Here is a 20,722-nt window from a genome sequence, read left to right on the forward strand (position 1 = left end):
GGTGGGCGCATCTGGCGGGGTAGCTCAGTTGGTGAGAGCGCACGACTCATAATCGTGAGGTCGCGGGTTCGAACCCCGCCCTCGCTACCGCCACGAAGGGCCCGGTCTCAGACCGGGCCCTTCCGCGTCGCCGCCGCCGTGCGCATCAGCGCCCCTCGCTAGGCTGGGCGGGTGCCAGTGAACCCCGAGATCCAGGGCAGGCAGTACCCGCCCACGGCCCCCTACCTCGTCGGCCGCGAGAAGGTGCGCGAGTTCGCGCGCGCCGTGCAGGCGCTGCACCCCGAGCACCACGACGTCGACGTCGCGCGCGCTGCCGGCCACGATGACGTGGTCGCGCCGCCGACGTTCCCGATCGTCATCCAGCAGCTCACCTGGAACCAGCTGCTCGACGACCCGAGCGCAGGCATCGTGCTCGAGCGCATCGTGCACGGCGACCAGCGCTTCACCGCCACGCGCCCGATCGTCGCCGGCGACGAGCTCACCGCGCAGCTGACGGTCACCCGCGTGCGCTCGCTGGGCGGCAACGACATGGTGACGTGCGAGACCGAGGTGAGCGATGCGGCGGGCAGCCACGTGGTCACGGCCACCTCGTCGCTCGTGATCGCGGGGGAGGCGGCATGAGCCGGGCAGCAGAGGGCGCAGCGGCCGGGGCAGGAGCGCTCCAGCAGCTCGAGGTCGGCCAGGTCGTCGCCGAGCGCGACGTGACCTTCACGCGCGAGTCGCTCGTGCGCTACGCCGGCGCCTCCGGCGACTTCAACGCCATCCACTACCGCGACGACGTCGCCGCAGCCGTCGGTCTCCCGGGTGTGCTGGCGCACGGCATGCTCACGATGGGGGCCGCGGTGCAGCCGGTCGTCGACTGGGCCGGCCCATCGCGCATCCTCGACTACCAGGTGCGCTTCACGCGACCGGTGGTCGTCGACCCCGACGCCGGTGCGCAGCTGCACGTGCTCGCCAAGGTCGGTCAGGTCGGCGAGGGCACCGCCCGCATCGACCTGACCGTGACCGTCGATGGGTCGACCGTGCTGGGCAAGGCCCAGGTCGTCGTCGCCACCGATCGATGAGGGACGATCGATGAGCGAGCAGCCCGGCCACGGCCCGCGCAGCCTCGCCGACGCCACCACCATGCAGGTCGGCGGCGAGGTCACGACGTGGGTCGAGGCCTCCACGCGGGATGAGGTCGCGGCCGCCTACGCGGCGGCGATCGACGACGACTACACGCCGCTGCTGCTCCTCGGCGGCGGCTCGAACACGGTCGCGTCGTCCGAGCCCTTCGACGGCACCGTCCTGCACGTGGCGACCCGAGGCATCCGCACCCTGCCGCCGGCCGAGCGACCCCACCGCCCGCCGGGGGAGGAGCCGCCCGCCGATGACTCGGTGGTGCTGCGCGTCGAGGCCGGCGAGGGCTGGGATGCGCTGGTCGCCCAGACGGTCGCGGACGGCCTCGCGGGCCTCGAGGCGCTCAGCGGGATCCCCGGCTCGGTCGGTGCCGCGCCGATCCAGAACATCGGCGCGTACGGCCAGGAGGTGGCGTCGACGCTGCTCGGCATCGAGCTGCTGACGCGCGGCGAGCACGGGGAGCTCGAGGTGCGCTGGGTGCCCGCCGCCGAGCTGCGGCTCGGCTACCGAGAGTCGGCGATCAAGCGCGGCCTGCTCAGAGGGGTCGTGCTCTCGGTGGACTTCCGACTGCGGCGCTCGGCGGACGGGCGGAGCCAGCCGATCGCCTATCAGCAGCTCGCGACGGCCCTCGGCGTGGACCTCGGCACGCGCGTGCCGCTGGACGACCTGCGCGCCGCGGTGCTCGAGCTGCGTCGCTCGAAGGGCATGGTGCTCTCCGACGACGCCGACTCCGTCAGCGCCGGTTCGTTCTTCACGAACCCGGTCGTCTCGGCGCGCTTCGCCGCGACGCTGCCCGAGGACGCCCCGCGCTGGTCGATGTCGCCGCAGCCCTCCGCGGTGGTCGTGCCGCTCGACCACGCGGCGGCTGTGGACGGTGCGGGCGTCGACGCGGCAGGGCTCGACGCGCTGCCGCCGCTCGATCGGCCGGTGCCGCAGGTCAAGCTGTCCGCAGCCTGGCTCATCGAGCGATCGGGCATCGGGCGCGGCTTCTCGCTCCCGGGCTCGCGCGCAGCGATCTCCTCGAAGCACACGCTCGCGCTCACGAACCGAGGCGGCGCGACGGGCGAGCAGGTCGCCGAGCTCGCGCGCTTCGTGCAGGCGAGGGTCGAGAACCAGTTCGGGGTGCACCTGGTGCCCGAGCCGGTGCTGGTCGGCTTGCCGCTGTAGCCCGAGCTGGCTGGCGGCGCCGGGCGCGCGGCAGTCGCTACGGCGCCGCGTGCTCCGCGAGCCACGCTCGCGCGGCGGCGCGGAAGCGGACGGCGGGCTCGGTGCTCGGTGCGATCGACTCGAAGCCGTGGGGCGCGCCGGGCACCTCGCGCACCTCGACCTCGACGCCCGCCGCGCGCAGCCGCTCGGCGTAGGCGAGATCCTCGGCGTGGAAGAGGTCGATGTCGCCGACCCCGATCCAGGCGCTGGGCAGCCCGCTGAGGTCGGCCGCGCGCGCAGGCACGGCGTGCGCCGGCGCCGTGGCTCCACCCGGTTCCTGCCCGAGCAGCGCGCGCCACCCGATGCGGTTGCTCGCGTTCGACCACACGAAGTGCTCCGCGGCATCGAGCGACCGATCCGCCGCGGTGCGGTCGTCGAGCATCGGGCACAGCAGCAGCTGCGCGATCGGTCGCTGCCCGCCGGCATCCCGCAGCCGCAGCGCGAGCGCTGCGGCGAGCCCACCGCCGGCGCTCTGCCCGCCGATCGCGATACGAGCGCACCCTCGCTCGACGAGGGCCTCGTGCACCGCCGCGCAGTCGTCGAGCGGTGCCGGGAACGGGTGGTCGGGCGCCAGCCGGTAGTCGACGCTCGCGACCCGCATGCCGAGCTCCGCGGCGATCTCCGAGCAGAAGCGGTCGTCCATCGGAGGCGCGCCGAGGACCATCCCGCCGCCGTGGATCCACAGCAGCACCGCCTCCGTGCGCCGCGTCGCGGGCGCGTAGGTGCGCACGCGCACGCCGCCGAGCCTGCTGCGCCCGATCCGGACGCCCGGCTCGCGCGGCCACCGGATCAACCGCGGGCCGAGCCGACCGAGCAGGCGCCCGGCACGCGTGTCGATCGGCAGCCCGAGCGGCCGCTGCACCGCAGCGCGCAGCGCCGGATCGACGCGGTCGAGCTCCATGCGGCTCAGGCGCCGAAGAGGCGCTGCAGCCGCTGCACGCCCTCGAGCAGCGCGTCGTCGCCGAGCGCGTACGAGAAGCGCAGGTAGCCGGAGGGCCCGAAGGCCTCGCCGGGCACGGCCGCGACGTCGGCCTGCTCGAGCATCAGGTCGGCGAGCTCGAGGCTCGTCGTGGGCGTGACGCCGCCCCACTCCCGCCCCAGCAGCCCCGACACATCCGCGTAGGCGTAGAAGGCGCCCTTGGGCATCGGCACCGAGAACCCGGGGATCGCCGAGAGCTCGCCGACGATGGTCCGCCTGCGGCGGTCGAAGGCAGCCAGCATCTCGGCCACCGCGTCCTGCGGGCCGCTCAGCGCCTCCACCGCGCCGCGCTGGGCGACGTTGTTGACGTTGCTCGTCAGGTGCGACTGCAGGTTGCCCGCCGCCTTGATGACGTCGGCCGGGCCGACCATCCAGCCGACGCGCCAGCCGGTCATCGCATAGGTCTTCGCGACCCCGTTGACGAGGATCGTGCGATCGGCGATCGCCGGCAGCGCCTCGACGATCGACACGGCGCGCTCGCCGTCGTAGGTGAGGTTCTGGTAGATCTCGTCGCTCACGACCCACAGCCCGTGGCTCTCTGCCCATTCCGCGATGGCGCGGATGTGCTCGGCCGGGTAGACCGCGCCCGTCGGGTTCGACGGGCTCACCATGAGCAGCGCCTTCGTGCGATCGGTGCGCGCCGCCTCGAGCTGGTCGACGCTGACGAGGTAGCCCTGGTCGGCGCCGGCGAAGACGTCGACCTGGGTCGCCCCGGTGAGGGCGATCGCCTCGGGGTACGTGGTCCAGTACGGCGTGGGCACGAGCACCTCGTCGCCCGGGTCGAGGATCGTCTGGAAGGCCTGGTAGACGGCCTGCTTGCCGCCGTTCGTCACCAGCACCTGGCTGGGCGCGACCTCGAGCCCCGAGTCGCGCAGCGTCTTCGCCGCGATGGCCTCGCGCAGCTCGGGGAGCCCGGCTGCGGGGGTGTAGCGGTAGTTCTTCGGGTCGGCGAGCGCGCGCTGCGCCGCCTCGACGATGGTGGGCGGGGTGGCGAAGTCGGGCTCGCCCGCCGCGTAGGAAATCACGTCGCGACCCTCGGCCTTGAGGGCCTTGGCCTTCGCGTCGACCTTGAGGGTGGCGGATTCGTTGATGGCGGCGATGCGCGCAGCGATGCGGTTCACGCCACCAAGCCTAGGCGGCAGCGGATGCGGCGCGCCGGAGCGAGGCCGAGCCGACGCGCCAGCAGCGCGCGGCCAAGTGGACAGCGGCCTCCGACTCGACGTATGCTGTTCCCTTGGTGGTTGACGATCGCCATGCTGTTGCGTGCCTCCGGGCTCACGGTCGCATGGGATGCCACCAGCCCAGGGCGGTGGCTCAATTGGTAGAGCAGCGGTCTCCAAAACCGCAGGTTGCAGGTTCGAGTCCTGTCCGCCCTGCTCGGGGCTCCAGCAGTGGAGCCTGATGGGCTCCGGCAATCGCCGGGCCGAACGGACGAAGGGTCACTGTGGCTGAGAACGCGATCGAGGAGGCACCCCGCTCACGCGAGGCTGCTTCTCGCAACCCGTTCGCGCGCCTGGTCGCCTTCCTCAAGGAAGTGCTGGTCGAGCTTCGCAAGGTCGTCACGCCGACGCGCAAGGAGCTGATCCGCTACACGCTCGTCGTGCTCGTCTTCGTGGTCTTCATGATGGCGCTCGTGCTGCTGTTCGACACGCTCTTCTATGGCTTCGCAGGGTGGCTGTTCGGCGACATCCCGCCGTTCGGCCTCGGTGGCTGAGCCCGATTCGAGACGTGAAGGAGAAGGTGGATACGTGTCAGACGTCAACGACCTCGACATCGAGCTGAACAAGGCGCTCGACGACCTCGTCCCCGAGGACGAGAAGCCGACCGAGTCGACGGTCGACCCCTACGAGGACTTCAAGCGCGAGATGCGCATGAAGCCGGGTCGCTGGTTCGTCATCCACTCGTACGCCGGCTACGAGAAGAAGGTCAAGGCCAACATCGCCTCGCGCGCCGAGAACATGCAGGTCGAGGGCATCTACGAGATCCAGGTCCCGACGGAGGACGTGCTCGAGACGAAGAACGGCCAGGCCAAGCGCGTCAACCGCGTCCGCGTCCCCGGCTACGTGCTCGTCCGCATGGACCTCGATGAGGACACCTGGTCGGTCGTCCGCCACACGCCCGGCGTGACCGGCTTCGTCGGCAACGCCCACAACCCCGCGCCGCTGCGCTTCGACGAGGCCTTCACCATGCTGAAGCCCATCGCCGACGAGCAGCTGGCCGAGCAGCAGAAGGCCACGCCCGACGCGAAGCCCACGCAGCTCACGGTGGAGGTCGACTTCGAGGTCGGCGAGACCATCACGATCACCGAGGGCTCCTTCGCGGGCTTCCCCGGCACGATCTCCGAGATCCAGCCGGCGAGCCGCAAGCTCACCGTGCTCGTCAGCCTGTTCGAGCGCGAGACTCCCGTCGAGCTCGGCTTCGGCCAGGTCAGCAAGCTCTAGCCCCCACGCGGGCTGGAAGCGGTCCAGGGCTCCACACGCGAGCCCGCCACCGCGACACACCAAGAAGGAAGAGAAATGGCACCCAAGAAGAAGGTCACGGGTCTGATCAAGCTGCAGATCCAGGCCGGCGCCGCCAACCCCGCGCCGCCGGTCGGTCCGGCGCTCGGTCAGCACGGCGTCAACATCATGGAGTTCTGCAAGGCGTACAACGCTGCCACGGAGAACCAGCGCGGCAACGTCATCCCGGTCGAGATCACCGTCTACGAGGACCGCTCGTTCGACTTCGTGCTCAAGACCCCGCCGGCCGCTGAGCTCATCAAGAAGGCCGCTGGCGTCAAGAAGGGCTCCGGCGTCCCCCACACGACGAAGGTCGGCAAGCTGACGCAGGCGCAGGTCGAGGAGATCGCGCAGCAGAAGATGCAGGACCTCAACGCCAACGACCTCGCAGGCGCTGCGAAGATCGTCGCCGGCACCGCCCGCTCGATGGGCATCACCGTCGAGGGCTGATCCCGTCGCTGCGCTCGCGCAGCACCCGAGCCGCAGGCTCACCAGTGGGAGCGCCGGCCAGGCGCGCACCACGCACTCTGAACTGGAGAATCACATGGCACAGAAGTCCAAGGCCTACAAGGCCGCAGCGGCGAAGATCGACGCTGACACGTCCTACACGGCTGCCGACGCCGTCGCGCTCGCTCGCGAGACGGGCTCGGCGAAGACCGACTCGACCGTCGAGGTCGCGCTGAAGCTCGGCGTCGACCCCCGCAAGGCCGACCAGATGGTCCGCGGTACCGTTTCTCTTCCTCACGGCACCGGCAAGACCGCTCGCGTCATCGTCTTCGCGCAGGGGCCGGCCGCCGAGGCCGCGATCGCTGCCGGCGCCGACGAGGTCGGCTCGGACGAGCTCATCGAGAAGGTCGCCGCGGGCTGGACGCAGTTCGACGCAGCCGTCGCGAGCCCCGAGCTCATGGGCAAGGTCGGTCGTCTCGGCAAGGTGCTCGGCCCGCGCGGCCTGATGCCGAACCCGAAGACCGGCACCGTCACGCCGAACGTCGCGCAGGCCGTGACGGACATCAAGGGCGGTCGCATCGAGTTCCGCGTCGACAAGCACTCCAACGTGCACTTCATCGTCGGCAAGGCCTCGTTCTCGGCCGAGCAGCTCACGGACAACATCCAGGCTGCGCTCGACGAGATCGTGCGCCTGAAGCCGTCGTCGTCGAAGGGCCGCTACGTGCAGAAGGCCACGGTCTCGACGACCTTCGGCCCCGGCATCCCCGTGGACGTCACCACCATCTGACCCACCCCGCCGGTCGCTTCGCGGCCGGCTCAGGTCCCGGCCCGCGCCACAGGCGCACGGGTCGCGCGACCCGCGCGAGAGCCCCGCTTCGGCGGGGCTCTCGTCGTCTCCGATGTCACCGGATGTTCACACCGGCGCGCTTGACCCCCGTGGCGGCATCCGATTGGCTCGACGAGGTGCGTGAGCGCGCCGGTCCCGCATCATCGAGAAAGGCCCTCATGCCCACCCGCACCTTCCCGGCGATCACCGCTGCCGTCGCAGCGGCGGCGCTCGCCCTCGCGCCCGCGACCGCCGCGGCTGCCGCTCCCGGCGACCCGATCGAGCTGACGATCCTCTCCACGACCGACATCCACGGCCACGTCCTGAACTGGGACTACTTCGCCGATGCGCCGTACCCCGCGGGTGAGGAGCTTGGGCTCGCGCGCGCAGGCTCCGTCATCGAGCAGGTGCGCGAGGAGCGCGGCGATGCGTCGGTGCTGCTGTTCGACAACGGCGACGCGATCCAGGGCACGCCGCTGACCTACCTGACGGGCCTGCGCGAGCCGGTCACCGAGACGGGTGAGACGCACCCGATGGCTGCCGCGTTCAACGCGCTCGACTACGACGCCCAGGTCGTCGGCAACCACGAGTACAACTACGGCCTCGACCTGCTCGAGACCTACGACGCGCAGCTCGACGCGCCGCTGCTGGGCGCCAACGCCGTCGACGCCCAGACCGCCGAGCCCGTGCTGCCGCCGACGACCATCGTCGAGCGCACCGTCGACGGGCAGACCGTGCAGGTGGGCGTCATCGGTGTCGTGGCACCGGGGGTGCGCGTCTGGGATCGCGCGATCGTCGAGGGGATCCTCGAGTTCGAGGATCAGGTCGAGACCGTCGAGCGCTACGTGCCGGAGCTCGAGGCGGCCGGAGCCGACCTCGTGGTGGTGCTCGCGCACACGGGCCTCGACCCCGAGGCGCAGACCTACGACCCGGCAGCGCTGCAGGAGAACCTCGCGACCTCGGTGGCGCGCGTGCCGGGCGTCGACGTGGTCGTCGCGGGCCACTCGCACCAGGACAACCCGGAGGTGATCGTCGAGCAGGCCGACGGCGGCCAGGCGATCGTGACGCAGCCGGTCTTCTGGGGCGGCAGCGTCTCGCAGGTCGATCTGACGCTCGTCCCCTCCGGCGACGGCTTCGAGGTCGACTGGACGGATGCGGCGCCGAGCGGGCAGCAGCGCACCACCTCGGGCGAGGTCGCGGAGCACCCGGATGTGGTGGCCGCGGTGCAGGAGCAGCACCGGGAGACGGTCGACTACGTGAACACCCAGATCGCCACGCTCACCGAGACGATGTCCGGCGCGACGAGCCGGTTCGAGGACACGGCGCTGCTCGACTTCGTCAACGAGGTCCAGACCGCCACCGTCCGCGACGCGCTGGTCGGCACCGAGCACGAGGGCGCGACGGTGCTCTCGCAGGCGTCGCCGTTCAACCGGGATGTGGTGTTCCAGGCCGGCCCGGTGACGGTGCGCGACATGGCGGCGCTGTACATCTACGAGAACACGCTGATGGCGGTCGAGCTGACCGGTGCCGAGCTGCGCGACTACCTCGAGTGGTCGGCGCGCTACTTCATCCAGCAGGAGGAGGGTGCGCCGATCACCGCGGATGTCGCGGGCGCCTTCGACCCTGCCGCCAACCGCCCGATCCCCGACTACGCCTACGACGTCGTCGACGGCGTCGAGTACGTCTTCGACATCTCGCAGCCGGTGGGCGAGCGCCTGGTGAGCTTCCAGCACGAGGACGGCACCCCGATCGCTGACGACGACCTGTTCGTCATGGGCATCAACAACTACCGGCAGTCGGGCGGCTCGGGCTACCCGCACGTCGTCGACGCTCCTGTGGTCTACGACGGCCTGCTCGAGCTGCGGCAGCTGCTCATCGACTACGCCATCGAGCGCGGATCCATCGACCCGGCCGACTTCGCCGACGGCAACTGGTCGTTGACGACGACGCCGCTCGCCGCGACGCCCGCGCCGTCCGAGCCCGCGCCCAGCGACCCGGCGCCCAGCGAGCCCGCGCCCAGCGAGCCCGCGCCGACCGACGAGGCGTCGCCCGCGCCGACCGGTGGCGCTGCGCCGGGCGCAGGCGGCGAGCTGCCCCGCACCGGCGGCGAGCCCGCGATCGCGGTGCTGCTGCTGGCCGGCGCGCTGATCGCCGCCGGCGTGCTGCTGACGCGTCGCACCCGCCGCGCCTGAGCGCATCCGGACCCCTTCCGCCTCAGCGGACCCGGTGCACCGGGTCCGCCTCGGCGGAAGGGGTCCGCTGCGCGTCACGCCGGGCGCCGCGGCTCGCGCTCGGTCACACCTCGATCAGGCGGTGCTCGTAGGCGAGCGCGATCAGCTGCACCCGGCTCGCCACGCCCAGCTTCGTGAGGATCGCCCGCATGTGCGTCTTCACGGTCGTCTCCGCGACCCACAGCCGCGCGGCGATGTCGGCGTTCGAGAGTCCACGAGCGGCGAGCCCGAACAGCTCGCGCTCCCGCTCGGTCAGCTCCGCGAGGATCGAGGCGTCGGGCGCCGGCCGCACCGGCGCGAAGGCGCGCAGCAGGTCGAAGGTCTCGGCGGGCGCGATGACCTGCTGGCCGTCGACGACCGCCCGGATCGACTGCACCAGGAACTCGGGCCGCGCGTCCTTGAGCAGGAACCCGCTGGCTCCGGCGCGCAGCGCATCCACCACCGCCGCGTCGTGGCGGATGGTCGTCAGCACGATCACGTGCGGCGGCGGCTCGGGCGAGTCGCGCCGGATGGCCGCGGTCGCGCGCACCCCGTCGAGCACGGGCATCCGGATGTCCATCAGCACGACGTCGGGCTGCAGCTCGCGCGTGCGCCCGATCGCCTGCTCCCCGTCGAGCGCGGTGCCGACGACCTCGAGTCCCTCCTGGCTCTCGAGGATCATCACGAGGCCCTGCAGGAAGGGCTCCTGGTCGTCGACGAGCAGCAGCCTGATCATCGCGGGCTCACTGGTGCGCACCGCCAGGTGCCATGGGGTTGGGGATGCGCCCCTCGGGAGGGAGCGCGGGGCTCAGGTCGACGGTGGTCGCCTCGGCCCAGCCGGCGGGCGGAGGCGCGGTGGTGGGCTGCGTGCGCATCGCCTCAGGGTGCCGCAGCTGGTGGAGCCGCGTCGCCTCCACGATCCACGGTGCCACGACGTCCTCCGGCCGAGGCTGCGTCGTGACCGGCAGCGTGAACAGCTGCGACTCCGTCAGCGGCGCGGTCGGGGCCTCGCTCACCTTCCGGAACGCCGGCTCGTCCGCCTGCGGCTCCGCCGCGTAGGGGAGGTGCCCGCTCACGACGAAGCGGCCGCCGGCCGCGCTGATCTCGAGCGCACCGCCGGCGAGCTCGGCACGCTCGTGCATGCCGGCGATGCCGCGGCCGGCGGGCCGCAGCGCGGCGCGGTCGGCGATGGGGGAGGAGACGGCGAAGCTCAGGCCCGGCCCCGTCCAGGTGAGGCTGACGGCGATGTCGATGCCGCTGCCGCCGTGCCGGAGGGCGTTGGTCAGGCTCTCCTGCACGATGCGGTAGGCCGCGATGTCGCCCAGCCGCGTCAGCCGTCCGTGCTCGCCGACGTCGAGCAGGCTGACGCTCGGGCCCGCCGAGCGCACCTGCGCGATGAGGCTGGGGATGTCGGCGCTCGTCGCCTGCGGCCGTCGTGCGTCGTCGTCGACGCGCTCGAGCAGCTGGCGCACCTCGACCAGGGCGTGGCGCGCGGTGTCGCTGATGGTGGTCAGCACGGGCTCGATGCGCTCCGGATGCGCGGCGTGGCTCAGGCGCAGGCCCTCGGCCTGTGCGGCCAGCACGGCGAGGGAGTGGGCCATCACGTCGTGGAAGTCGTGGGTCAGATCTGCTCGCAGCCGCTCGTCGCGCAGCTCCGACTCGACGACCGTGGTGCGCGCGAGGGCCTGCTGCTTCGCCGATTCGGCGCGCAGCGCATCCCGGAGCCCCCTGGCGCCGACCACCGCGGCCCACGCGAGCATCGCGAGCAACCACGGCCCCGCGACCGTGCTGACATCGGTCTGGCCGTAGCCCTGCGCGCTGACCTGGACGGAGCTCCGCCACGTCAGGGCGAGGGCGGCGACGAGCCCGAGCGGCAGGCCCGACAGCAGCCGCAGCCGCAGGGGCTCCACGCGCCAGGCGATCAGCGCGGCCGCCCCGAGGCCGAGCGCGAAGAGGATGGCGGAGTGGGCGGGCTCGGTGGGCGACGCGGACCAGACCCCGACGAGCACCGCGACGAAGGCGGCCCGCGGCCACCACGGCATCGCCGCGAAGCCGCCGAGGATCAGCAGCGTCGAGAAGAGCCCGCCGAGCCCGTCGATCTGCATGCTGAGCATCAGCGAGGCGAAGCAGCACGCGGCGATCAGCGTCGGGGTCCACCGCAGGGCGAGGCGCACGGCGTCGGTGAGGAGCATGCGCTCAGGCTAGGCCGACGCCTCTCGCCGCGGCACCGCATCCGCGCTCATCTCGTCCTCAGGGAGGAGGGATCCGGCCCCGACGACGAGGTCGTTGCGCGATCGTGACGGTGCGAGCACGGTGTTTGCGCCCAGCGCGGGCTAGGTTGGTGCTCACGCACGTTCGACGCCGAGCGCGGAGCGCGTGCGATGAGTCCCTTGATGAAAGGTCCAGCATCGTGATCTCACCCGCAAAGCGGCGCCTGCTCGCAGGCCTGGCCGGAGGCGCAGCCATGACGCTCGTGCTCACCGGCTGCGTCCAGAGCCAGCGCGATGACAGCGGCGACACCGGCGGCGACTCCGCGGCGCCCAGCGACGTCGACTCGACGTTCACCTTCGCCGCCTCGAGCGACCCGTCGGGCCTCGACCCTGCCTTCGCCTCCGACGGCGAGACGTTCCGCATCTCGCGCAACATCTTCGAGGGCCTCGTCGGCGTCGAGCCGGGCACGGCCGACCCGGCCCCCCTGCTCGCCGAGTCGTGGGAGACCACGGAGGACGGCCTCTCCACCACGTTCGCGCTCAAGGGCGACGTCACCTTCCACGACGGCACGCCCTTCGACGCCGAGGCCGTCTGCGCCAACTTCGACCGCTGGTACAACTGGGAGGGCCTGACGGCCACCGAGAGCCTGTCGTACTACTACGGCAACCTCTTCGGCGGCTACGCCGGCGACGAGGACGCGCTCTACGAGTCGTGCTCCGCCGACGACGAGCTCACCGCCACCGTCACCCTGACCCGCGCCTTCTCCGGCTTCATCCCCTCACTGTCGCTGCCCGCCTTCGCGATGCAGAGCCCGACGGCGCTCGAGGAGTACGCCGCCGACGAGGTGGGCGGCTCGGAGGAGGCGCCGGAGTACAGCGAGTACGCCGAGGGGCACCCGGTCGGCACCGGACCGTTCACGTTCGACTCCTGGTCGCCCGGCGAGTCGGTCGTGCTGCAGGCCTACCCCGACTACTGGGGCGAGCAGGGCCAGGTGCAGGAGGTCGTCTTCCGCGTCATCGACGACCCGACCGCACGCCGTCAGGCGCTCGAGGCCGGAGACGTCGACGGCTACGACCTCGTCGCTCCCGCCGACACGGCCGCGCTCGACGAGGCCGGCTTCAACGTCATGCAGCGCGACCCCTTCACGATCCTCTACCTCGGCTTCAACCAGGCCATCGAGGAGCTGCAGGACGTGCGCGTGCGCCAGGCGATCACCCACGCGATCGACCGCGAGGCGCTCGTGACGCAGGTCCTGCCCGAGGGCACCGAGGTCGCCTCGCAGTTCATCCCGCCCGTGGTCAACGGCTACAACGACGCCGTCACGGACTACGAGTACGACCCGGAGCGCGCGCAGGAGCTGCTCGCGGAGGCCGGCTACGAGGACGGCTTCGAGATCGACTTCAACTACCCGGTCAACGTCTCGCGCCCCTACATGCCGAACCCCGAGCAGATCTTCTCGGCGCTCTCCGGCCAGCTGGAGGCCGTCGGCATCACGGTGAACCCCGTCGCCGACGAGTGGACGGACTACCTCGACCTGATGCGCGGCTCGGACGACCACGGCGTGCACCTGCTCGGCTGGACGGGCGACTACAACGACACCGACAACTTCGTCGGCGTCTTCTTCGGCAGCCCGTCGAACGAGTGGGGCTTCGAGAACCCGGAGCTGTTCTCGGCGCTCTCCGAGGCTCGCCAGATCCCCGACGCGGATGAGGCGGGCAGCGCCTACCAGGAGATCAACGAGCAGATCGCGCAGTTCGTGCCCGGTGTGCCGCTGGCACACCCGGCGCCGTCGCTGGCGTTCGACCCGCGCGTGACCTCCTACCCGGCCAGCCCCGTCAACGACGAGGTCTACAACCTGATCGAGCTCAGCGAGTAGTCTCGATCCGTCATCCGGATGCCGTGGGGCGGCTTCGTCCCACGGCATCCGGCACGACCGGCCTCAACCGGTCATCGCCAGCCCAGCCCGCCCCTGACGGAGAGACGACGTGCTTCGAACCATCGGCAGACGCCTCCTGCTGCTGATCCCGACCCTCTTCGGGCTGTCCGTGCTGCTGTTCTTCTGGGTGCGGTCGCTGCCCGGCGGCCCCGCTGCAGCGCTGCTAGGTGAGCGCGCGACGCCGGAGGCGATCGAGCGCATCAACGAGGCCTACGGCTTCAACCGGCCGCTGCCGGAGCAGTACCTCACGTGGCTCACGCGCCTCTTGCAAGGCGACTTCGGCAACTCGATCGAGACCCGGCGACCGGTGCTCGAAGAGTTCATGAACCGCTTCCCGGCCACCATCGAGCTCTCGGTCCTGGCCCTCATCATCGCGGTCGGCATCGGCATCCCGCTGGGGTACTGGGCAGCGCGCAACCACGGCAGGCTGATCGACCACATCTCGGTCGGCATGAGCCTGCTCGGCATCACCATCCCGGTCTTCTTCCTCGCCTTCATGCTCAAGTGGCTGTTCGCGGTGCAGCTCGGCTGGCTGCCCACCACCGGCCGGCAGGATCGAGGCATCGACGCCACGCACTTCACGGGCTTCTACGTGCTCGACGGCTTCCTGACCGGCGAGTTCGACGCCGCGTGGAACGCCTTCCTGCACCTGCTGCTGCCGGCGATCGCGCTGGCCACGATCCCGCTCGCGATCATCGTCCGCATCACCCGCGCATCCGTGCTCGAGGTCGTGAACGCCGACTACGTGCGCACCGGGCGCGCGAAGGGCGTGTCGAAGCAGATCATCCGCGACCGCTTCGTGCTGCGCAACGCGATGCTCCCCGTCGTCACGACGATCGGCCTGCAGACGGGCCTGCTGATCTCCGGCGCGGTGCTCACCGAGACGGTGTTCGCCTTCCCGGGCATCGGCGCGTTCCTCGCCGGTGCCATCTTCGGCCGCGACTTCCCGGTGCTGCAGGGCTTCGTGCTCTTCATCGCCGTGGCCTACGCGCTGATCAACCTGCTCGTCGACATCTCCTACAGCTTCATCGACCCGAGAGTGAGGATCCAGTGAGCGCCGCCGAGGTCCTGCCCACACCGACCGGGCCCGAGGCCGGCGGCCCGCAGCGCCGCAGCGGCAGCTTCTGGGGCGACGTGCTCCGTCGGGTGCGCCGCAACCCGGCCGCCTGGGTCGGCGCCGTCGTCGTCGCCCTGTTCATCCTGGTCGCCGTGCTCGCGCCGGTGCTCGCGCCCTACGCCGAGCTCGACACCCCCGGCCGCGAGTACCTGCGACCCACCGAGCTGCCGGGCATCGGCGAGCTCCCGCAGTTCCCGCTCGGCATCGACCGCTTCGGCGGCGACGTGCTCTCGAAGCTCATCTGGGGCGCGCAGGCTTCGCTGCTGATCGGCATCATCTCCACCTTCTTCGGCCTCGTCGGCGGCATGGTGCTCGGCGCCCTCGCCGGGGCGTTCGGCGGATGGGTCGACAGCGTCATCATGCGCGTGGTCGACATCCTGCTCTCGGTGCCGCACCTCCTGCTGGCCGTCTCGATCGCCGCGGTGCTCGGCCGCACGCCGCTCGCCATCATGATCGCGATCGGTGTCGCGCAGGTGCCCATCTTCGCGCGCCTGCTGCGCTCCTCCATGCTCGGGCAGCGGAGCGCCGACTACGTGCTGGCTGCACGCACCCTCGGCCTCGGCACGGGGCGCATCACGATGACGCACCTGCTGCCGAACTCGGTCGGGCCGGTGATCGTGCAGGCGACGCTGACGCTCGCGACCGCGGTCATCGACGCCGCTGCCCTGTCGTTCCTCGGCCTGGGCGGCGGGCGACCGGAGACGGCCGAGTGGGGCCGCATGCTGACGTACGCGCAGGCGGAGCTCGCGATCGCGCCGTCGCTGGCGTTCCTGCCCGGCATCTGCATCATGATCACCGCGCTCGGCTTCACCCTGCTGGGGGAGTCGCTGCGCGAGGCCATGGATCCCCGCACCCGCAAGCGCTAGCCGCTCCGGGGCCTCGCCCTGCACCGGTGCGCCGACGGCGCGCACCGCGTCGAGCGGTCAGCTCGCGATCTGCAGCTCGTTGCCGGGGATCGACGCGAGCAGCGCGCGCGTGTAGGGGTCGCGCGGGTTCGTGAAGATCTCCTCCGACGTCGCCGCCTCGACGAGCTTCCCGTGCTGCATCACTGCGACGTAGTCGCTGATGAGCCGCACCACCGCCAGGTCGTGCGAGATGAAGAGGTAGCTGAGGCCGAGCTCCTGCTGCAGATCGCCCAGCAGCCGCAGGATCTGATCCTGCACGAGCACGTCGAGCGCCGAGACCGGCTCGTCGCAGACGATGACGTCGGGCTGCAGCGCGAGCGCGCGCGCGATGGCGACGCGCTGCCGCTGGCCGCCGGAGAGCTCCGAGGGGTAGCGGCGAGCCATGTCGCTCGGCAGCGCCACCTGGTCGAGCAGCTCGCGCACGCGCCGCTCGCGCTCGGCGCGCGAGCCCTTGCGGTAGAACGACAGCGGCTCCTCGATGATCTTCTCGATCGTGAACATCGGGTTGAGCGACGAGTAGGGGTCCTGGAAGACCGGCTGCACGCGCTGGCGGAAGGACCGCTGCTCCTCGCGGGTGAGGGAGAAGATGTCCTTGCCCTCGAAGCGCACGGTGCCGCTGGTGGGCTCGAAGGCCTTCAGCAGCATCCGAGCCGTCGTCGTCTTGCCGGAGCCCGACTCGCCGACGATCGACACCGTGGTGCCCCGCGGCACCTTGAGCGAGACGTCGTCCACGGCCTTGAAGGGCTCGCGGCTGCCTCGCACGGGGAACTCCTTCGTGACGCCCTCGAACTCGACGATGGTCTCCGGCGCGGCGCCGCTCGGCGCCTCCGACGCCTCGGCTGTGCGCGGCGCGGTGGTGCCCGCGCCCTTGGCGATGAAGTCCTCGGGGCGCAGGCGAGCCATCGCCACCGAGGGCGCGGCCTTCACGAGCGACTGCGTGTAGGGGTGCTGCGGGTCCTCGAGGATCTGCTTGGCGGGCCCCTGCTCGACCACCCGGCCGCGGTGCATGACGACGACCTGCTTGGCGCGCTCGGCGGCGAGTCCGAGATCGTGCGTGATGAGCAGCACCGACGTGCCGAGCTCCTGCGTCATGGTCTCGAGCTGGTCGAGGATGGTGCGCTGCACCGTCACGTCGAGCGCGCTGGTCGGCTCATCGGCGATGAGCAGCTGCGGCCGGCAGGCGAGGCCGATGGCGATGAGCGCCCGCTGGCGCATGCCGCCGGAGAACTCGTGCGGGTACTGCTTCGCCCGCGCCGCGGCGTCGGGGAGCCCTGCCGCCTCGAGGGTCTCGATGACCTTCTGCTCGACGTCCTTCTTGGTCGCGAGCCCGTGCGCGAGCAGCGTCTCGGCCACCTGCGTGCCGATCTTCGCGACCGGGTTCAGGTTCGACATCGGGTCCTGCGGCACGAGTCCGATGCGGCGGCCGCGGACCGCGCGCAGCGTCGACTCGCTCGCGCCCACCAGCTCCTCGCCGTCGAGTCGGATGCTCCCGGCCGTGACGCGCCCGTTGCCGGGCAGCAGCCCGATGACCGCCATCGCGGTGGTCGACTTGCCGGAGCCGGACTCGCCGACGATGGCGAGGGTCTCGCCCGCGCCGATCGTGAGGTTGGCCTCGTGCACCGCCGTCACCACGCCATCCTGCGTGGTGAACTCGACCTTGAGGCCAGAGACGTCCAGCAGCGGCTTCTTCGCGTCGCTCATGGCGACCATCCTGCCCTGTCTCGCGCGGTTTCGCCGACTCAGCGCACCTTCAGCACGAGCTTGCCGCGCACGTGGCCGCCCTGCAGCGCGTCGAACGCCTCGTGCACGCGGTCGAGCGGGTAGGTGCGCTGCACCTCGACGCGCACGTCGCCCGCGTCGATGAGCCGGCCGATGATGCCGAGGTTCGAGCCGTCGGCCTCGACCTTGACCGCCGAGGATCGCAGTCCGCGCTCCGAGGCGACGGATGCGTAGTCGGGCCAGGAGCCGGTGGGCACGTTGAGGTAGAGGCCGCCGTGCTTCAGCACGTCGAGGGAGCGCGTGCCGGTGTCGTCGGCGACGTTGCCGATCAGGTCGACGACCACGTCGACCTTCTGCAGCACGTCCTCGAAGCGCTGCGCGCGGTAGTCGACGACCTCGTCTGCGCCCAGGCCGCGCACGAAGTCGACGTTGCGCTCCGACACGGTCGTGGCGACGTGCGCGCCGAAGTACTTCGCGAACTGCACCGCGAAGTGGCCGACGCCGCCGGCGCCCGCGTGGATCAGGATGCGCTGCCCGGCTCGCGCCTTCGCGATGCGCACGACCGCGTCCCACGCGGTGAGCGCCGCGCACGGGACCGCCGCGGCCTCCTCGAAGCTGAGCGACTGCGGCTTCAGCGCCAGCGCGAGGCTCGGCACGGCCGCCTGCTCGGCGTAGCTGCCGCGCGTGCGCCAGTGGTTCACGGAGCCGAAGACGGCATCGCCCGGCTGCAGGTCGTGCGCCTCGTAGGGCGCCTCGGCGACGATGCCGGCGATGTCGCCGCCCGGGATCCAGGGCAGGAGCGGCTCGACGGCCTTGGCGGCGCCCTTGCCGAGCACCGTCTTGAAGTCGATGGGGTTCATCCCCGCCGCGTGGACGTCGACGAGCACCTCGGTGCCGAGCCGCAGCGGGGCCTCGATCTCCCCGATCTCGACGTCCTCCGTCGGCCCGAACTCCCGCACCAGCACTGCACGCATCGCACTTCCTCCCGATCGCCTCGACGGTAGCGCAAGCGTGTGACGCGCAGATGTCCGGATGACGGCGCGTGACGCACAGCGCCGCGCGGCTACAGTGCTCGTGTGCTGCCGCGACTCCGATCCGTCGACCCCCTCGTCGCGACGCTCGCCTCCGGCTCCCTGATCGCCGGGGCCGTCATCATCGGTCTGGCGCGGGCGGCCGCGGACCGCTTCCTGTACATCTCCGAGCTCGGAGCCATCGGGATGCCGACGGCGGCGCGGTTCCAGGTCGGGTTCGTGCTGGTGGCGGTCGGCATCCTGCTCGTCGCCGTGGTGCTGCGCGACGTGCGCTCGCGACTGCCGCTGCTGCGTCGCGTGACGCCTGCTGCCGCGCTCATCGCTGCGGGCGCGCTCTTCCTCGTTGCTGCCGCCGTGCCGTGCTCGATGGGCTGCCCGTCGCTGCTCACCGACGCCGCGCAGTGGCGCGACTGGGTGCACATCGTCGCGGCGGTGCTCGCGTTCGTCGCCGGCTGCGTGGCGATGCTGCAGTTCGCGACGGCGCACGAGCGCTGGGTGGCGCGCCTGTCGACGGTCAGCGGGCTCGCGGTCGGGGTCATCGCAGCGACCGGCGGCATCATCTCGCTCGCGCGCGGCAACACCGACATCGGCTCGACGCTCGAGTACATCGCGGCGGCGATCGGCCTCGTGTGGCTGATGGTCATGGCGGTCGTGCACTGCCTGCCGCACCGGCCGCGCGCGCTGCCTGGGCGCAGCGCGCTCGACGGTGCCTCGCTCGCCGACGCGGCGGCACCATCGCTCGACCGGCGAGGGGCGGGGCCGACCGGATAGTCCGCTCGAGCCCGCTCCACGCCGGTTGAGCGTCAAGCGCGAGGCGGCGAGCGATCCGGGCTCCGCTGCGCACCGGCGAGGGACCGCGCACCGCTGGGCACCAGCGCGCGGCCGGCACCGTGCGGCACTGGCGGCCGATCCGCGACGGCTAGCGGATCCCGAGCAGGAAGCTGCCGAGCTGCTGCTGGAACCACCGCAGCATCGGCTCCTCGCCGTCGTCGCGGGCGGGCGAGACGAGCATCCGCGTGCCGAGCTCGTCGCGCCAGGCCTCGGCGACGTGCAGGGGATGCACCGGGTCGCGCAGGCTCGCGAGCACGACGGTGGGCGCGGGGATGCGCAGCGCTCCCGGCCGATAGCCGGCATTGCGCGGGATCTCGAGCAGGCGGATGCGGCGCTCGGCCGCGAGCGGCTGCGTCACCTGCGCCTCGAGCGCGCGCGCGTGCGCGAGCGACTCGTGCGCGATGCTCCGCCAGGCTCCGGATGCCCGCAGCTGCGCGAGCACCCGCTGCGGACGGGGTTCCTCGAGCAGCCGGCCGAGGAGGGGGAAGATCGCGAGGTTCGGCGGGAGCGGCTCGGTCGTGAACGCGGGCCGCACGAGCGCGACCCGGTCGAGCGGGAAGCGGCCGGAGCGGGCGATCGTCGCCGCGAGCGCCGCGCCGAGCGAGACGCCGACGATCGACACCGGCGAGCCGTCACCGACCCGGATGAGCTCCCGCGCGACCTCGTCGGCCATCGCCTCGAGCGCGAAGTCGTCCGGCCCGCCGATGAGCGGGTTCGCTCCATGCGCGCGCAGGTCGGGCGCGAGCACCTGCACGCCTGGCGGCACAGCGCCGGTGAGGTAGCCGCGCAGCGCGCTCGAGTCCGATCCGAGCCCGTGGAGCGCGAGCAGCATCAGCCGCGCAGCAGCTCGAGCAGCTGCTCGGCGCGGTCGACGAGCGCGGCGATCTCATCCTCGTCGCGCTCGACCCACTGGTGCCGCGGCGGTCCGACGGGCACGAACTCGTCGTGCTGCTCCCAGACGAAGAGCGTGCGCTCGGCGCCGAGCACGTACTGCTGCCACCAGATCTGCCGCAGGTAGGACTTCGGGATCCGCTCGAACGGCTTCGAGGTGGTCTTGATCTCGGCGAGCACCGAGCCGTCGTCGCTGATGCAGTCGGGCGTGGCGAGGTGCCGTCGATCCGGTACCGAGTGGAAGAGCGCGTCCGAGGGGGACAGCGAGAAGTGGTCGTGGACCCAGCTGGCGATGTGCGGCTCGCGCGCGCGCCCGTGGTCGGTGAAGGCGTTGCCGGTGAAGCCGCGCAGCGCGAACTTCTCGCGCGCGACCGTCGCGATCGAGCGCGGCGTGCTGAGCTTGGCGGCATCGGTCGCCGTCACGCCCCGCGAGCGGGCGCGCAACCACGCGATGCGGTCGCTCGAGCGCGCCACGATGCGGTGCACGTGGCCCGCGATCACGATGCCGGGCGCGGATGCGGTCTCGGGCACGAGCACCGCGGTGGCGGCCACCGCCGTCGGCGCGGCTGCGGTCGCCGCAGCGGGCGTCGGCGCGAACGCGACCCTGGACCTGGAGCGTGCGGTGGTCGGCTCCTCGGCGAGATCGCCGAAGATGTCGAGCTGCAGGTCCATCCGCCCATCGTCCCACGGCGCACGGGCGGCGCGCTCGCGACGCGGCGCCCCAGCAGGGACAGAAACCGCACAGGAAGCACATAGGATGTGCTCGGATGCGCGCATAGGAGACTCTGGCGAAATG

20 protein-coding genes and 2 tRNA genes are annotated in these 20,722 nt (G+C 71.8%); 14 read left to right on the top strand and 8 right to left on the bottom strand.

Annotated features, from left to right (window positions below; genetic code table 11):
* The first annotated feature begins 13 nt into the window (after positions 1–13).
* The 4 genes from AA0Z99_RS00655 (at position 14) to AA0Z99_RS00670 (ending at position 2,286) form a co-directional block, all read left to right on the top strand.
* Positions 14–87, top strand: a tRNA-Met gene (locus tag AA0Z99_RS00655).
* Positions 88–171: 84 nt separating this feature from the next.
* On the top strand, positions 172–621 hold the full coding sequence (locus AA0Z99_RS00660; protein WP_413318500.1) for a MaoC family dehydratase N-terminal domain-containing protein: 450 nt from the start codon (positions 172–174) through the stop codon (positions 619–621).
* Positions 618–1,064, top strand: coding sequence for a MaoC/PaaZ C-terminal domain-containing protein (locus AA0Z99_RS00665; protein ID WP_413318502.1), 447 nt, complete (start codon positions 618–620; stop codon positions 1,062–1,064). The genes AA0Z99_RS00660 and AA0Z99_RS00665 overlap by 4 nt, the downstream gene beginning before the upstream one ends.
* Before the next feature lie 10 nt (positions 1,065–1,074).
* On the top strand, positions 1,075–2,286 hold the full coding sequence (locus AA0Z99_RS00670; protein WP_413318504.1) for a UDP-N-acetylmuramate dehydrogenase: 1,212 nt from the start codon (positions 1,075–1,077) through the stop codon (positions 2,284–2,286).
* A gap of 37 nt (positions 2,287–2,323) precedes the next feature.
* On the opposite strand, the gene AA0Z99_RS00675 is transcribed toward AA0Z99_RS00670, so the two are convergent.
* A complete protein-coding gene (locus AA0Z99_RS00675) occupies positions 2,324–3,226 on the bottom strand; it encodes an alpha/beta hydrolase (protein WP_413318506.1) in 903 nt (300 codons plus the stop codon).
* Between the two features lie 5 nt (positions 3,227–3,231).
* The gene (locus AA0Z99_RS00680) at positions 3,232–4,425 is read right to left on the bottom strand and encodes a pyridoxal phosphate-dependent aminotransferase (protein ID WP_413318508.1); all 1,194 of its coding nucleotides are present in this window, start codon (positions 4,423–4,425) and stop codon (positions 3,232–3,234) included.
* 182 nt (positions 4,426–4,607) lie between these two features.
* On the opposite strand from AA0Z99_RS00680, the gene AA0Z99_RS00685 reads away from it, so the two are divergent.
* The 6 genes from AA0Z99_RS00685 to AA0Z99_RS00710 all read left to right on the top strand — a co-directional run bounded on the left by AA0Z99_RS00685 (position 4,608) and on the right by AA0Z99_RS00710 (position 9,267).
* Positions 4,608–4,680: transfer RNA gene (locus tag AA0Z99_RS00685), tRNA-Trp, on the top strand.
* 68 nt (positions 4,681–4,748) lie between these two features.
* Positions 4,749–5,018: a preprotein translocase subunit SecE gene (gene secE / locus AA0Z99_RS00690; RefSeq protein ID WP_413318510.1), complete on the top strand. Its 270-nt coding sequence runs from the start codon at positions 4,749–4,751 to the stop codon at positions 5,016–5,018.
* A complete protein-coding gene (nusG, locus tag AA0Z99_RS00695) occupies positions 4,963–5,745 on the top strand; it encodes a transcription termination/antitermination protein NusG (protein WP_413318512.1) in 783 nt (260 codons plus the stop codon). The genes secE and nusG overlap by 56 nt, the downstream gene beginning before the upstream one ends.
* A 75-nt stretch (positions 5,746–5,820) precedes the next feature.
* The gene (gene rplK / locus AA0Z99_RS00700) at positions 5,821–6,252 is read left to right on the top strand and encodes a 50S ribosomal protein L11 (protein ID WP_072314333.1); all 432 of its coding nucleotides are present in this window, start codon (positions 5,821–5,823) and stop codon (positions 6,250–6,252) included.
* 94 nt (positions 6,253–6,346) lie between these two features.
* Positions 6,347–7,036, top strand: coding sequence for a 50S ribosomal protein L1 (rplA, locus tag AA0Z99_RS00705; protein WP_413318514.1), 690 nt, complete (start codon positions 6,347–6,349; stop codon positions 7,034–7,036).
* A 218-nt stretch (positions 7,037–7,254) separates the two neighbouring features.
* Complete coding sequence (locus AA0Z99_RS00710) at positions 7,255–9,267, top strand: bifunctional metallophosphatase/5'-nucleotidase (RefSeq protein ID WP_413318516.1); 2,013 nt, start codon at positions 7,255–7,257, stop codon at positions 9,265–9,267.
* Between the two features lie 103 nt (positions 9,268–9,370).
* On the opposite strand, the gene AA0Z99_RS00715 is transcribed toward AA0Z99_RS00710, so the two are convergent.
* Both AA0Z99_RS00715 and AA0Z99_RS00720 read right to left on the bottom strand, forming a co-directional pair.
* The gene (locus AA0Z99_RS00715) at positions 9,371–10,021 is read right to left on the bottom strand and encodes a response regulator (RefSeq protein WP_413318518.1); all 651 of its coding nucleotides are present in this window, start codon (positions 10,019–10,021) and stop codon (positions 9,371–9,373) included.
* Between the two features lie 7 nt (positions 10,022–10,028).
* Complete coding sequence (locus AA0Z99_RS00720) at positions 10,029–11,477, bottom strand: sensor histidine kinase (RefSeq protein ID WP_413318520.1); 1,449 nt, start codon at positions 11,475–11,477, stop codon at positions 10,029–10,031.
* A 272-nt stretch (positions 11,478–11,749) separates the two neighbouring features.
* Here AA0Z99_RS00720 and AA0Z99_RS00725 point away from each other — a divergent pair, with 272 nt between their 5' ends.
* From AA0Z99_RS00725 to AA0Z99_RS00735, 3 genes are all read left to right on the top strand, one after another.
* Positions 11,750–13,372 (top strand): ABC transporter substrate-binding protein, encoded by a 1,623-nt coding sequence (locus AA0Z99_RS00725; RefSeq protein ID WP_413318522.1) that lies wholly within the window; start codon positions 11,750–11,752, stop codon positions 13,370–13,372.
* Positions 13,373–13,481: 109 nt separating this feature from the next.
* Positions 13,482–14,486, top strand: coding sequence for an ABC transporter permease (locus AA0Z99_RS00730; protein ID WP_413318524.1), 1,005 nt, complete (start codon positions 13,482–13,484; stop codon positions 14,484–14,486).
* A 14-nt stretch (positions 14,487–14,500) separates the two neighbouring features.
* A complete protein-coding gene (locus AA0Z99_RS00735) occupies positions 14,501–15,415 on the top strand; it encodes an ABC transporter permease (protein ID WP_413320893.1) in 915 nt (304 codons plus the stop codon).
* Between the two features lie 57 nt (positions 15,416–15,472).
* Here AA0Z99_RS00735 and AA0Z99_RS00740 read toward each other — a convergent pair whose 3' ends face one another.
* Both AA0Z99_RS00740 and AA0Z99_RS00745 read right to left on the bottom strand, forming a co-directional pair.
* Entirely contained in the window at positions 15,473–17,155 is a 1,683-nt protein-coding gene (locus AA0Z99_RS00740; protein ID WP_413318526.1) for a dipeptide ABC transporter ATP-binding protein, read from the bottom strand.
* A 38-nt stretch (positions 17,156–17,193) separates the two neighbouring features.
* Positions 17,194–18,147, bottom strand: coding sequence for an NADP-dependent oxidoreductase (locus AA0Z99_RS00745; protein WP_413318528.1), 954 nt, complete (start codon positions 18,145–18,147; stop codon positions 17,194–17,196).
* A gap of 102 nt (positions 18,148–18,249) precedes the next feature.
* On the opposite strand from AA0Z99_RS00745, the gene AA0Z99_RS00750 reads away from it, so the two are divergent.
* Positions 18,250–18,975, top strand: a complete 726-nt coding sequence (locus AA0Z99_RS00750; RefSeq protein WP_413318530.1) for a DUF998 domain-containing protein — start codon at positions 18,250–18,252, stop codon at positions 18,973–18,975.
* A 148-nt stretch (positions 18,976–19,123) separates the two neighbouring features.
* Here AA0Z99_RS00750 and AA0Z99_RS00755 read toward each other — a convergent pair whose 3' ends face one another.
* Together AA0Z99_RS00755 and AA0Z99_RS00760 are read right to left on the bottom strand one after the other, a co-directional pair.
* Positions 19,124–19,867: an alpha/beta hydrolase gene (locus AA0Z99_RS00755; protein WP_413318532.1), complete on the bottom strand. Its 744-nt coding sequence runs from the start codon at positions 19,865–19,867 to the stop codon at positions 19,124–19,126.
* Positions 19,867–20,598 (bottom strand): YqaJ viral recombinase family protein, encoded by a 732-nt coding sequence (locus AA0Z99_RS00760; RefSeq protein WP_413318534.1) that lies wholly within the window; start codon positions 20,596–20,598, stop codon positions 19,867–19,869. The genes AA0Z99_RS00755 and AA0Z99_RS00760 overlap by 1 nt, the downstream gene beginning before the upstream one ends.
* Positions 20,599–20,722: the final 124 nt, after the last annotated feature.

Source organism: Agrococcus phoenicis, from assembly GCF_047302415.1.
Lineage (GTDB): Bacteria > Actinomycetota > Actinomycetes > Actinomycetales > Microbacteriaceae > Agrococcus.